Genomic DNA, 12,469 nt, shown 5'->3' with positions numbered 1-12,469 from the left:
TGGCCGACGGAAATGATTCAGTAGGCCCATCGCGGGGCAAGCCCGCTCCCACCATTCGCCAAGGCCAAGGCCAGGTCATGGTCGTGGGAGCGGGCTTGCCCCGCGATCGGTTTCAGATCAGAACACGTTCAACGGATAATCCACGATCACGCGGAATTCGTTGTTGTCCTGGATGTTCGAGTACGCCGCGTTGGCCCGGTGCGTGGCATAGCGCAGCAGCACCGACAGGTCCTTCAGCTGGCCTTGCTGGAATACGTACTTCACGTCGAAGTCACGCTCCCAGTGCCGGGCATTCTCGCCGTCGGCGTTATAGAAAGCGTAGTACTGGGTGTCCTGGCTGGCTTTGGTCAGGTCGGCCTTGCCGCGCGAGTACGACAGCGAGGTGCTCAGGCCCGGCATGCCGAGGCCGGCGAAGTCATAGTCGTACTGCAGCTTCCACGAGCGCTCGTTCGGTGCGTTGAAGTCCGAGTACATGCGCGAGTTGTCGAGGAAGATGCTGTCGCCCAGGTTGATGTAGTCGAACGGCGTGTCGCCGTTGACCCGCTGGTAGGCGGCGGTGACGCTGTGGTACCCGGCGGCGACGGTGAAGTGCACGCTCCAGGTGTTGTTGTCGATGTCGCCCAGCTTTGACTGGCCGGTGTCCTGGGTGTGATAGAAGTGCACGCCAGGGTTCAGGCTGACCAGGTCGTTGACCGCGTAGGTGTAGTCGAAGTCGGCGTAGTACTGGTTCCAGATGTCCTTCAGCTCGGCGGCGTAGACGTTGGCGGTGACGCCTTCGGTGCCGCTCCAGGACGCACCGGCCCAGCTCAGGTTCTGGCTGTCCTGCTCGGGCGTCTGGTTGCTGTAGTAGGTGTTGATGCGGCGGTGGCCGCTCTGGTTGTACGGCTTGGTGAAGCTGACCTTGCCGCCTTCGAGCATCAGCCCGTCGATGCTGCGGTTGGTCACGGCGACGCCGCGGAAGGTCTGCGGCAGCATGCGGCTTTCGCCACCGGCGATCACCGGGTTGGTGAGGAACAGGTCACCGGCCTTGAACTCGGTATCGAAGCCCTTGAGCTTGATCGCGCCGCCAGCGGTGGAGAAGGCATGGCGTGCCTTGTCTTCCGGCGCGCTCGGCAGGATCGAGGTGCCGGCGCGGCCGCCGCCGCCGTCCAGCTTCAGGCCGACCATGGCGTGGGCGTCGAGGCCGAAACCGATCACGCCGGGCGTGTAGCCGGACTCGAAGCGGGCGACGGCACCTTGGCCCCACTCGCGCTTGTCCTTGATCGAGGCATTCTTCTCGTTGCGGTTGAAGTAGGCATTTCTGAAATGCAGGTTCAGCGTGGAACCCTCGATGAAGCCATCAGCCTTGTCTTCATCGGCCTGTGCGGCCATGGGCATCGTTGCGGCCAATGCAACGAACAACGGGGTGAAACGAAACGCAAAAGACACCGGTACACACTCCTTTGGTCAAGCGATGGGGCAGTTTTTTATTGTCGTGTCTGCAAGTTCTTATTAGAGACGTAACAGCCAGGCTGATATTTTCGACGCATAAAAAAAGCCGCTGAAAGGCAGCGGCTTTGAAAGGCTAACATATCGTCACAGGCAGTGCCCATGGTGTAGCCCAGGGAAAACTGGAAACAGTTGACGTGGCCGGTCAACTATCGGCATCGGTATCGACAGATACCTTGGAGGCTGTCTGCTGTGCGTCTTTTGCCGCAGCGGACTGCTGTGCGGCGTAAGCGTCACGCGCCTCCTGGTGAACTGCGGCGAGTTCGGCGTTACGGGCAACGAAGGCCGGGGATTCTTCGGCCATGGCCAGGGGCGACAACAACAGGGAAGACAGGACGAACACGCTGGCAATACCCATACTGTTGGACATTTGATGCAACCTTCTTGCGTGGCAAGTGCTAATGGAGACAGGGCTAAAGTTAGTCCTGTAAACAGCGGGGAAACAGAGGCTGTTCAGATAAGCACTGTTGCGCAAAAAGTAATGATAGCGGCAAAAACACTCAGACTTTTACCGCAAACCCGCGTAGTTGAGCGTTCGGCAGGTTAATGCCGAAGGTATTGGCGCCGGCTTGGCTGTGCACGAAAACACTGCCACCGTGCATCAGGGCGATCGCCTTGACGATGGCCAGGCCCAGTCCGTGGTTGCCGCCGCCGCTGTTGGCACGCGCTGCATCCACTCGGTAGAAGCGCTCGAACAGCATCGGCAGGTGCTCGTCGGCAATCGCCGGCCCTGGGTTGCTCACCGCGATGCTGACCTGTTCCTCGCCCGCCTCGATGCGCACCTGGATCACCTGGTGCGGCGCGGTGTGCTGGACGGCGTTGTTGAGCAAGTTGATCAGCGCCCGGCGCAGCTGGGCCTTTTCGAAACAGGCTTGGGCGTCGCCGCTGACGCTGACGCTGACCTGGGCGTCCTCGAGGATGTAGTCGAGGTAGTCGAGGGTGGTGGCCACTTCCTCGGCCAGCGAGGCGCTGGTCAGCGAGGTGGCCTTGCTGCCCTGGTCGGCGCTGGCCAGGAACAGCATGTCGTTGATGATGCTGCGCAGCCGCTCCAGCTCTTCGAGGTTCGATTGCAGCACCTCGAAGTAGTGCTCGGCGCTGCGCCCGCGGGTCAGGGCGACCTGGGTCTGGCCGATCAGGTTGGTCAGCGGCGAGCGCAGTTCGTGGGCGACGTCGGCGTTGAAGGCCTCGAGTTGCGAATAGGCCTGGCTGACCCGGTCGAGGGCGGCGTTGAAGGCGCCGGCGAACTGCGCCAGCTCCGGCGGCAGGTCGCGGGTCTGCAGGCGGTCGTCCAGGCGCGGCGGGGCCAGGGCCTGGGCTTCGTCCGACAGCGCCAGCAGGGGCCTGAGGCCGATGCGCGCGACCCAGTAGCCGAGCAGCGAGGCCAGCAGCACGCCGAGGGCGGCCAGGCCGACGATGGCCACCAGCAGGCTGTGCTGGGCCTGCCAGAAGGTCTCGGTGTCGATGCCGATCAGAAAGCGCAGCGGCGGGCGCTCACCCAGCGCCGGCAGTTCGCTGACCAGCACCTTGTACGGGTAGGGGCTGTCGCTCAGGCGCAGGTCACGCATGCCCGGCGCGCCCTCGGCGAAGCCGCGCACCTGCTCGGTGGGACGGCCGTACTCGAAGGCCGGGTTGCTGCTCACCACCCAGAAGCGGATGCGCCGGTCTTCCTCGCTGAGCAGGTTGAGCTTGTTGTTGATCTTGGCCCAGTGCTCGGGGGTGCCGTAGCGGTTGAGGGTGGATTCGAGCACGCTGAAGCGCGCGTCCAGTTCGGCGGCCGGCAGCAGGTCGAGGCTGCGGTCGACCTGGCGGTACAGGGCGCTGCCGATCAGCACGAACACGGCCAGGGCTACCAGGGTGAACAGCGCCGAGAGGCGCAGGGCGATGGAGTTGCCGGGTTTGCTTCGGAAAAGGGTCATGGACAAATCTCACTGGGGGCTGCTGCGCAGCCCTTTCGCGACGCAAGGCCGCTCCTACAGGGAGACGCGAGCCGCTGTGGGAGCGGCCTTGCGTCGCGAGTGGGGCGCGCAGCGCCCCCCGGGCTACCCACGGTGCTCCAGGACATAACCCATGCCTCGAATGGTATGCAGCAGCTTGTTGTCGAACGGCCCGTCGAGCTTGGCGCGCAGGCGCTTGATGGCCACCTCGACGACATTGGCGTCGCTGTCGAAATTGATGTCCCAGACCAGCTCGGCGATGGCGGTCTTGGACAGGATCTCACCCTGGCGCCGGGCCAGCACGCTGAGCAGCGAAAACTCCTTGGCGGTGAGATCCAGACGCGCCCCCGCGCGGGTGGCCTTGCGTGCCATCAGGTCGATCCTCAGGTCCGCCACCTGGATCTGCAAGGGCTCATGAATGGCGCTGCGTCGGGTCAGCGCCTGCAGGCGGGCGACCAGTTCAAGGAACGAGAACGGCTTGCCCAGGTAGTCGTCGGCGCCTTCGCGCAGGCCATGAATACGGTCCTCGACCCGCTCACGGGCGGTGAGCATGATCACCGGCGTCTGCTTGCGCGCCCGCAGTGCGCGCAGCACGCCGTAGCCATCCAGGCCCGGCAGCATTACGTCGAGCACGATCACCGCGTAGTCGCCTTCCAAGGCCAGGTGCAGGCCGTCGATGCCGTCGCGGGCCAGGTCGACGGTGAAGCCCTGCTCGGTGAGGCCGCGATGCAGGTAGTCGGCGGTTTTCTCTTCGTCTTCGATGATCAGCACACGCATGGTCTTGTCTCAACTGGCGGTCGGCGCGGGGGCGGCAGCGGCCCGGCGGCGGTGGAACAGGCGCTCCAGGGCCAAGTATATGACCGGGGTGGTGAACAGCGTCAGCGCCTGGCTTACCAGCAGGCCGCCGACCACGGCGATGCCCAGCGGCTGGCGCAGTTCGGCGCCGGTGCCGAAGCCGAACATCAGCGGCACCGCGCCGAGCAGCGCGGCCAGGGTGGTCATGATGATCGGACGGAAGCGCACCAGGCATGCCTGGCGAATCGCCTGCTCGGGCGTCATGCCCTGGTGGCGCTGGGCGTCGAGGGCGAAGTCGATGAGCAGGATGCCGTTCTTCTTGACGATGCCGATCAACAGCACCACGCCGATCAGGCCCATGATGGTGAAGTCCTGGCCCATCAGCCACAGCAGGATCAGCGCGCCCAGGCCCGCCGAGGGCAAGGTGGAGATGATGGTCAGCGGGTGCACGAAGCTCTCGTAGAGCACGCCGAGGATGATGTACACCGCCACCAGCGCGGCGAGGATCAGGTATGGCTGGCTGGACAGCGAGCTCTGGAACGCCTGGGCCGCGCCCTGGAAGTTGCCGGCGATGGAGTCGGGCATGCCCAGCTCGCGCTGGGTGCGTTCGAGGATCTGCACCGCATCGCCCAGGGCCACGCCGGGAGCCAGGTTGAACGACAGGTTGGCCGCTGGGAACAGGCCGTCGTGGCTGATCGACAGGGGGCCGGTGCTGGGCGGCGCGACATGGGCCAGGGCCGACAGCGGCACCATCTCGCCGGACAGCGGCGAGCGCAGGTAGAAGTAGTTGAGGCTTTCGGCCTTGCCACGCTGGCGGGCGTCCAGCTCGAGGATCACCTTGTACTGGTTGGTCTCGGTCTGGAACTCGCTGATTTGTCGCTGGCCGAAGGCGTCGTACAGCGCCTGGTCGACGTCGGTGGTGGTCAGGCCGAAGCGCGCCGCGGCCTGGCGGTCGATGTCGATGCGGGTGACGCTGGCGCCCAGCTGCAGGTCGTTGGACAGGTCGCGAAACGCCGGGTTTTCGCGCAGGCGCTCGGTCAGGCGCTGGGTCCACAGGTTCAGCGCCACGCCGTCGTTGCTCTTGAGCACGTACTGGTACTGGGTGCGCGAGGGACCGGAGCTGAGGTTGATGTCCTGCCCGGCGCGCAGGTACAGGACGATGCCGGGGATCTGCATCAGTTTCGGGCGCATGCGGTCGATCCACTCACTGGCCGAGACGTCGCGTTCGCCACGGGGCTTGAGGGAGATCCAGAAGCGGCCGTTGGCGATGGTCTGGTTGCTGCCGGTGACGCCGACCGAGTGAGAGAAGGCGCGCACCGCAGGGTCGGCCTCGATGATCTTCGCCAGGGCCTGGTGTTTCGCGATCATCGCCGGGTAGGAGACATCCGCCGCCGCCTCGGTGGTGCCGAGGATGAAGCCGGTGTCCTGCAATGGGAAGAAGCCCTTGGGGATGGCCACGTAGCCGGCCACCGCCAGCGCCAGGGTCAGGCCGAACACGCCGAGGGTGACGCGCCGGTGCGCCAGGGCCCGGTCCAGGCCCTTTTCGTACCAGCGCACCAGGCGCTGGCCGAGGCCGCCGTGCTGCTCGTCGGGCGGGCGGCGCATGCACAGCGCGGCCAGGGTCGGTGCCAGGGTCAGCGAGACCACCACCGAGATCAGGATGGTCGCGGTGGCGGTCAGGGCGAACTCCTTGAACAGCCGGCCGACCACGCCGCCCATGAACAGCAGCGGAATGAACGCGGCGATCAGCGAGAAGCTGATCGACACCACGGTGAAGCCGATCTCGCCGGCGCCCTTGAGCGCGGCGGTGCGGCTGTCGTCGCCGGCCTCCAGGTGGCGGTGGATGTTCTCCACCACGACGATGGCGTCATCCACCACGAAGCCCACGGCGATGACGATGGCCACCAGGGTGAGGTTGTTGAGGCTGAAACCGAACACGTACATCAGCGCGCAACTGGCGATCAGCGACACGCCGAGCACGCTGGAGACGATGAAGGTCGCCGACCACTGGCGCAGGAACAGCGCCATCACCCCGATCACCAGGGCCACGGCGATCATCAGGGTCAGCTCCACCTCATGCAGCGAGGCGCGGATGGTCTGGGTACGGTCCTGCAGCACCGAGACATCGACCGCCGCCGGCAGCATCTCCTGCAAGCGCGGCAGGGCGTCGAGCACCCGGTCCACGGTGTCGACGATGTTGGCGCCGGGCTGGCGGAAGATCACCAGGTTGAGCCCCGGCCGGTCGCCGGACCAGGCCTTCACATAGGCGTTCTCGGCGCCATCGATCACCTTGGCCACATCGGCCAGGTGCACCGGCGCGCCGTTGCGGTAGCTGACGATCAGCCTGGCGTAGTCCTCGGGATGGAACAGCTGGTCGTTGGCGGCAAGGGTCGACACGCTGTGCTCGCCGTACAACGCGCCCTTGGCCAGGTTGAGGCTGGTCTGCTGGATGGCCAGGCGGATGTCGGCCAGGGTCAGGCCGATGGCGGCGAGCTTCTCGGGCTGGGCCTGCACACGGATGGCCGGGCGCAGCTGGCCGGTGATGTTGATCAGGCCGACCCCGTCGATCTGGCTGAGCTGGCGGGCCAGCAGGGTCTCGGCGTAGTCGCTCAGTTGGTTGCCGGGCATCTGCGTCGAGCTGACGGTGAGGATCAGCACCGGGCTGTCGGCCGGGTTGACCTTGCGCCAGGTCGGCGGGCTGGGCATGTCCTGGGGCAGGCGCGCGGTGGCGGTGTTGATCGCCGCCTGGACTTCCTGGGCGGCGGTGTCGATGTTCTTGTCGAGGGTGAACTGCAGGATCAGGTTGGTCGAGCCCAGGGCGCTGCTGCTGGTCATCTGGGTCATGCCGGGGATGGCGCTGAACTGCACCTCCAGGGGCGTCGCCACCGACGAGGCCATGGTTTCCGGGCTGGCGCCGGGCAGCTGGGCGGTGACCTGGATGGTCGGGAAGTCGGCCTCGGGCAGGGGCGCCACCGGCAGGCGCGGGAAGGCGATGGCGCCCAGCAGCACCAGGGCGAAGGTCAGCAGCAGGGTGGCGATGGGGTGGTCGATGCACCAGGCCGAGACGCCGTTGCGGGTGTTCATGGCTGGCTCCTGCGGTCGGCCATCTCCGCCGGGGCGGGGGCGTCGGGCGTGACCTCGACGGTGCTGCCGGGTTTGAGCCGCGACTGGCCGTCCAGCACCAGGCGGTCGCCGGCCTTGACCCCGGCGATGACGTTCAGCGTGCTGTCCTGGTACACCACCTTGACCGGCACGGCGCTGACCTTGTCGCCGTCCAGGCGATAGACGAAGTGGCCGTCGATGCTGCGCTGCACCACCGGCGGCGGCACCACCAGGGCGTCCTCGTCCACTGCCGTACGCAGGCGTACCGTGACCAGTTGGCCGGGCCACAGGCGGCCGTCCTTGTTGTCGAACTCGGCTTTTACCCGCACCGTGCCGGTGGTGGCCGAGACCTGATTGTCGATCAGCATCAGGTGGCCCCTGGCGAGCAGGCTGCGTTCACCGTCGGCGTCCATGTACGCCTCGACCTCGGCGGGGGTAGGTGATTTCAGCAAGCCCTGCAGGACCGGGAGCTGCTGCTGAGGCAGTGCGAACTCCACGGCGATCGGATCGATCTGGGTGACGCTGAACAGGCTCTGGGTGTCGCTGGTGCGCACCAGGTTGCCGGGGTCGACGTTGCGGATGCCGACGCGGCCGGTGACCGGCGAGCGGATCTGCGTATAGCTGAGCTGTACCGCGGCATTGTCGATGGCCGCCTGGTTGCCCTTGAGGGTCGCCTGCAACTGGTTCACCAGGGCTTGCTGCTGATCGAGGGTCTGCTTCGACACGCCGTCGTCGGTGCTCAGCAGCTGGTAGCGCTTGAGGTTGACGTTGCCGACCTGCAACTGCGCCTGGGTCTGGCCGAGCTGGGCGCGGGCCTGATCCAGGTTCGCGCGGATTGCCCGGTCGTCGAGGGTGGCCAGCACGTCGCCCTGGCTGACCCATTGGCCTTCCTTGACCAACACCTGGGTCAGCACGCCCTCGACCTGGGGGCGGACCTCGACGCTGTGCAGCGACAGCACCGAGCCGATGGCGCTGAGGTCGCGCGGTACATCCTGCTGGGCCACCGCGACCACCCGCACCGGGATCGCGCTGGCGGCGCGGCTGGCTGGAGCTTGCTGGCGCAACTCCTGCCAGGTGCCGACGGCGGCCAGCAGGACGAGGGCCAGGCCAGTGATAACGAGGGAACGGGACGGACGTCGCATCGGGGCGGGCACCTTGGCCAAGGGGCTGGGGAAAAGATTCGGCTATTGCAGGGTTATAGCGCGCCGAGCGGGTCGGCAGCGTGACGCCTGGCTGTCACGGCTGTCAGTTTCGGCGGGTTGATGGCCAAGTGCCAATACCCTGCCGTGGATCAATATTGCACCGACGTTTGCCCCTAAAGTCGTACGCCCTGCCGATTTCCCGTACAACAACGAGAGCCTCCGATGAAGTGCAATGTGCCTGTTACCGGTCGCGAAGTGGATTACCCCGGCGACGCCAACATCCTGTCCACCACCGACCTGGACAGCCGCATTACCTATGCCAATGATGATTTCCTGCGGATCAGTGGTTTCTCCCGCGAGGAACTGCTGGGCAACGCCCATCACATCGTCCGCCATCCCGACATGCCGCCCCAGGCGTTTGCCCAGATGTGGCAGGCGCTCAAGGCCGGGCGTTCGTGGATGGGGCTGGTGAAGAACCGCTGCAAGAACGGCGACCACTACTGGGTAAGCGCCTTCGTCTCGCCGATCAGCAGCGGCGGGCAGGCGCTGGAGTACCAGTCGGTGCGGACCAAGCCTGGGGCCGAGCAGGTCGCGGCGGCCGAGCGCTGCTATGCGCGCCTGCGCGAAGGCCGACTTGGCTGGCGTGAGCGCTTGCCGGTACTGGGATTGGGCTCACGTTTGTCGCTGGCGGTCGGTGCCGTGCTGGCGCTGGTAGTGGGTGCCGGGCAGTGGTGGCTGGGGGCGCCGTTGCTGGAATCGCTGGTGGAAGTGGCAGCGGCGGCAGGTTTGAGCAGCCTGGCGATTCTGGTGCTGTTGCGCCCTTACGAGCGGTTGCGCCAGCAGGCCCAGGCGATCGCCGACAACCCGTTGAGCCAGCAGTTGTATACCGGCCGGCGTGACGGCCTGGGGCAGATCGAGTTCGCCATGCGCATGCTCAAGGCGCAGCTGGGGGCGGTGGTCGGGCGCATCGGCGATACCTCGTCGCGCCTGGCCGGGCACTCCGGCTCGCTGGTCGAGGCCCTGCACAGCAGTCATGCCAACAGCCTGGAGCAGCAGAGCGAAGCCGACCAGGTGGCGACAGCGATCCACCAGATGAGCGCCAGCGTCGCGCAGGTGGCCAGCAGCGCGCAGATGGCGGCGATGGCCGCCGACCAGGCCGAGGGTGAGACCCAGTCCGGCCATCACCTGGTCGACCGCAACCGCTGCGCGATCCAGGACCTGGCCGGCTCGCTGGTCGAGGCCAGCGAAGTGATCCACCAACTGGAGAATCACAGCAGCGAGATCTCCGGGGTGCTCGACGTGATCCGTGGCATCGCCGAGCAGACCAACCTGCTGGCGCTGAACGCCGCCATCGAGGCGGCGCGTGCCGGTGACCAGGGGCGTGGCTTCGCGGTGGTCGCCGACGAGGTGCGCGGCCTGGCCCAGCGCACCGCGCAGTCGACCCACGATATCCAGCGCATGATCGCCGCCCTGCAGGAGGGTGCCCGCGCGGCGGTGCAGGTGATGCAGCAGAGCAGCGCCCATGCCGGGCACAGCGTCGAGCAGGCGCAACTGGCCAGCGACGCGCTGGACAGCATCAGCGTGCGGGTCAACCAGATCAACGAGATGAGCCTGCAGATCGCCGCAGCGGTGGAGCAGCAGAGCCAGGTCAGCGAGAACATCAACCGCAACATCACCAGCATCCGCCAGGCCAGCGAGGCGACGGTCAGCGTCGGGCAGCGCAGCCACAGCAGTGCCAGTGACGTGGCGGAGCTGGCCAAGGACCTGCGGCGGCTGGCGGATGAGTTCTGGCGGCGGTGTCAGTGATTGAGTTGTCAGTGCCGGCCCTATCGCGGGGCAAGCCCGCTCCCACAATAGTGGCCTCGAAGCCTGGAGTGTCGAGGGCTAGGGCGTGGGAGCGGGCTTGCCCCGCGATTGGATCTATCTAGAAACCGATGAACGCATAGTAGATCGGCGCTTCGCCCGTCACCTGCAGGCGATGACCCTGTAATTCGGCCGCAAGCGCCTCGTCCTGCACATGCACCACCCACGGCCCATCGACCGCCATTGGCGCCTGTTCCAGCACCGCCGCGAACGCCGCCATGTCCGGCAACCACGCGGTAAACCCGTTGCCCTTAAGCGCGCTGGTGGTCATCCCCAGCGCCTGGCAGATCGCCACCTTGGCGGCGATATCGTCGCGGTCCGCCTGACGCGAAGCCTCGATCAAGGCGCGCAGTGTCTCATCCACCGGCAGGCTGCCATGAATCAGCTCAGGCCCTTGTTCCCAAGCTTCGGGCGGGCAGTCCTTGTTTTCCGGCCGCAGCGGCAGGTGCGGGTTGATTTCCGCCGGGTAGATGCGACAGACCAGCGGCCGGCTTTCATAGATGCCGCACAAGTCGTTGTCGTCGAGGTTGCGACAACGCCCCGGGTTGAACGCGGCGAAGGTGACCGACACCTGCAGTTGCCCGGCACCACAGGGCACCGGGAATGAACGGCGCAGCACATGCTCGCGCTGGTCCACCGGCATGCCCGGGCCATCGGCGAGGAACCCTTCGATCAGCACCACCACCTGGCCGCCGGAGGCCGCCCACGAGTGGGCCTCGGCAAGTGTCAGCGGCACATGATGGCCCGTGCAGCATTTGCCGCAGCCGGTGCAGGCGAAGCGAATGCTGTCGCTCATCGCTTGCCGGCGTCCCATTCGCTGGTGAAGGCTTGCTGGCGTTGGCGGTCATACAGGCACAACTCGGTACCGGTGCGGTTCTGCATGTGCTTCTGCGGGTAGGTGCCCTCGATCAACAGCGCGCTGTAACCGACCCGGTCGTCGAACTCGGTGGGCTTGCCCAGGGCGTGGGCATCCTTGAACTGGCTGGCGGCCAGGCAGGCCTTGAGCATGTGCTTGCGCTGGTCGGTCCAGGCCTGGTTGCTCGAGGCGTGGGCTACGCCGCTGGCAAGGGCGCAGAGAATGAGGAACGAACTGAGGTATTTCATACGCGACACCGCCAATGAATCTGCGAAGGGCGCGAATTATGCCCGAACGTTTTCCTTCATCAAGTCAGGAAAATCCTGACTTGATGTGTCAGCGCTCCTCGAACACCACCGTCCGCGCCGCCGTCACCAGGCAGTTGGTCAGCTCCGGCGAGGAGAACTTGGTCAGGATCGCATTGGCCCCCGCCAGCTTGGCCTTGTCGCCGCTCATCGCGCTGTCCAGCGAGGTGTGCAGCAGGATGTACAGGTGCTGGAAGTCCGGCGTTTCACGCAGGGTGCGGGTGAAGGCGAAGCCATCCATCTCGGACATCTCGATGTCGGAGACGATGATGTTGATTTCCCGCTCGGTGCCTTGCAGCTCCAGCAGCACGTTGATCGCATCCTTGGCGCTGCGCGCGGTATGGCACTCGATGCCGAGGTTGCGCAGGGTGTGCACCGATTGCTGCAGCGCGACCTGGCTGTCGTCCACCACCAGGATGTTGGCGGCGGCCAGCAGGCTGGCGTCTTCCTCGCTGACTTCGCCCGGGTGCGGCTCGTGGGCCGGCGGGGCGATGCCGTGGATGACTTTCTCGATGTCCAGCACCTGCACCAGGGTGTTGTCGACCCGGGTCACGCCGGTGATGAACGAGCGGTTGCCCGATCCGTAGGGCGGCGGCTTGATGTCGGTGCTCAGGCAATGGACGATGCGGCTTACCGCCTGCACGTGCAGGCCCTGGCGCGAGCGGCTGATCTCGGTGACGATCAGGCAGCCGCCGTCGGGGTCGGCCAGGGGCATTTCGCCGATGGCGCGGGACAGGTCGATCACCGACAGCGAGTTGCCGCGCAGGGTGGCGACGCCTTTGACATGCGGGTGGGACTCCGGCAGCTTGGTCAGCGGCGGGCAGGGGATGATCTCGCTGACCTTGAGCAGGTTGATAGCCATCAGCTTGCCGCTGCGCAGGGTGAACAGCAGCAGGGACAGCGAGTCCGCGCGGGCTTTTTGCGTGGCCATGGGCAACCTTCGGTTCGAAATGGGGGAGGATGCCGGGTTATCGGCTTTTTGGC

At 66.1% G+C, this 12,469-nt stretch carries 10 protein-coding genes; 1 reads left to right on the top strand and 9 read right to left on the bottom strand.

What is annotated here, in order from left to right:
- Positions 1-117 precede the first annotated feature (117 nt).
- From CC207_RS21990 to CC207_RS21965, 6 genes are all read right to left on the bottom strand, one after another.
- A complete protein-coding gene (locus CC207_RS21990; protein ID WP_028689814.1) occupies positions 118-1,428 on the bottom strand; it encodes an OprD family porin in 1,311 nt (436 codons plus the stop codon).
- A gap of 205 nt (positions 1,429-1,633) precedes the next feature.
- A complete protein-coding gene (locus CC207_RS21985) occupies positions 1,634-1,858 on the bottom strand; it encodes a hypothetical protein (protein WP_023631633.1) in 225 nt (74 codons plus the stop codon).
- 130 nt (positions 1,859-1,988) lie between these two features.
- The gene (locus CC207_RS21980; RefSeq protein WP_028689813.1) at positions 1,989-3,404 is read right to left on the bottom strand and encodes a heavy metal sensor histidine kinase; all 1,416 of its coding nucleotides are present in this window, start codon (positions 3,402-3,404) and stop codon (positions 1,989-1,991) included.
- A gap of 123 nt (positions 3,405-3,527) precedes the next feature.
- Positions 3,528-4,199 (bottom strand): heavy metal response regulator transcription factor, encoded by a 672-nt coding sequence (locus CC207_RS21975; RefSeq protein ID WP_088852758.1) that lies wholly within the window; start codon positions 4,197-4,199, stop codon positions 3,528-3,530.
- A 9-nt stretch (positions 4,200-4,208) separates the two neighbouring features.
- The gene (locus tag CC207_RS21970) at positions 4,209-7,301 is read right to left on the bottom strand and encodes a multidrug efflux RND transporter permease subunit (RefSeq protein WP_069016124.1); all 3,093 of its coding nucleotides are present in this window, start codon (positions 7,299-7,301) and stop codon (positions 4,209-4,211) included.
- Entirely contained in the window at positions 7,298-8,461 is a 1,164-nt protein-coding gene (locus tag CC207_RS21965) for an efflux RND transporter periplasmic adaptor subunit (RefSeq protein ID WP_088852757.1), read from the bottom strand. Before CC207_RS21965 ends, CC207_RS21970 begins: the two co-directional genes overlap by 4 nt.
- 222 nt (positions 8,462-8,683) lie before the next feature.
- On the opposite strand from CC207_RS21965, the gene CC207_RS21960 reads away from it, so the two are divergent.
- Positions 8,684-10,267, top strand: a complete 1,584-nt coding sequence (locus CC207_RS21960; RefSeq protein WP_062364007.1) for a PAS domain-containing methyl-accepting chemotaxis protein — start codon at positions 8,684-8,686, stop codon at positions 10,265-10,267.
- Between the two features lie 118 nt (positions 10,268-10,385).
- Here the strand turns inward: CC207_RS21960 and CC207_RS21955 are convergent, their stop codons facing one another.
- From CC207_RS21955 to CC207_RS21945, 3 genes are all read right to left on the bottom strand, one after another.
- On the bottom strand, positions 10,386-11,120 hold the full coding sequence (locus CC207_RS21955) for a YkgJ family cysteine cluster protein (RefSeq protein ID WP_088852756.1): 735 nt from the start codon (positions 11,118-11,120) through the stop codon (positions 10,386-10,388).
- Complete coding sequence (locus CC207_RS21950) at positions 11,117-11,428, bottom strand: hypothetical protein (protein WP_028689807.1); 312 nt, start codon at positions 11,426-11,428, stop codon at positions 11,117-11,119. Before CC207_RS21950 ends, CC207_RS21955 begins: the two co-directional genes overlap by 4 nt.
- A gap of 88 nt (positions 11,429-11,516) precedes the next feature.
- Entirely contained in the window at positions 11,517-12,416 is a 900-nt protein-coding gene (locus CC207_RS21945; RefSeq protein ID WP_028689806.1) for a chemotaxis protein, read from the bottom strand.
- Positions 12,417-12,469: the final 53 nt, after the last annotated feature.

It is taken from the genome of Pseudomonas sp. DrBHI1, assembly GCF_002205115.1.
In the GTDB taxonomy this organism is placed as follows: domain Bacteria; phylum Pseudomonadota; class Gammaproteobacteria; order Pseudomonadales; family Pseudomonadaceae; genus Aquipseudomonas; species Aquipseudomonas mosselii.
Note: the sequence above shows the minus strand (reverse complement) of the source record. Positions and strands in the feature narration are given on the sequence as shown.

Excerpts from the sequence above, each read along its gene's own strand:
- CC207_RS21985 (WP_023631633.1), bottom strand. The coding sequence starts at position 1,858 with ATGTCCAACAGTATGGGTATTGCCAGCGTGTTCGTCCTGTCTTCCCTG.
- CC207_RS21965 (WP_088852757.1), bottom strand. The coding sequence starts at position 8,461 with ATGCGACGTCCGTCCCGTTCCCTCGTTATCACTGGCCTGGCCCTCGTC.
- CC207_RS21945 (WP_028689806.1), bottom strand. The coding sequence starts at position 12,416 with ATGGCCACGCAAAAAGCCCGCGCGGACTCGCTGTCCCTGCTGCTGTTC.
- CC207_RS21975 (WP_088852758.1), bottom strand. The coding sequence starts at position 4,199 with ATGCGTGTGCTGATCATCGAAGACGAAGAGAAAACCGCCGACTACCTG.
- CC207_RS21960 (WP_062364007.1), top strand. The coding sequence starts at position 8,684 with ATGAAGTGCAATGTGCCTGTTACCGGTCGCGAAGTGGATTACCCCGGC.
- CC207_RS21950 (WP_028689807.1), bottom strand. The coding sequence starts at position 11,428 with ATGAAATACCTCAGTTCGTTCCTCATTCTCTGCGCCCTTGCCAGCGGC.
- CC207_RS21980 (WP_028689813.1), bottom strand. The coding sequence starts at position 3,404 with ATGACCCTTTTCCGAAGCAAACCCGGCAACTCCATCGCCCTGCGCCTC.
- CC207_RS21970 (WP_069016124.1), bottom strand. The coding sequence starts at position 7,301 with ATGAACACCCGCAACGGCGTCTCGGCCTGGTGCATCGACCACCCCATC.
- CC207_RS21955 (WP_088852756.1), bottom strand. The coding sequence starts at position 11,120 with ATGAGCGACAGCATTCGCTTCGCCTGCACCGGCTGCGGCAAATGCTGC.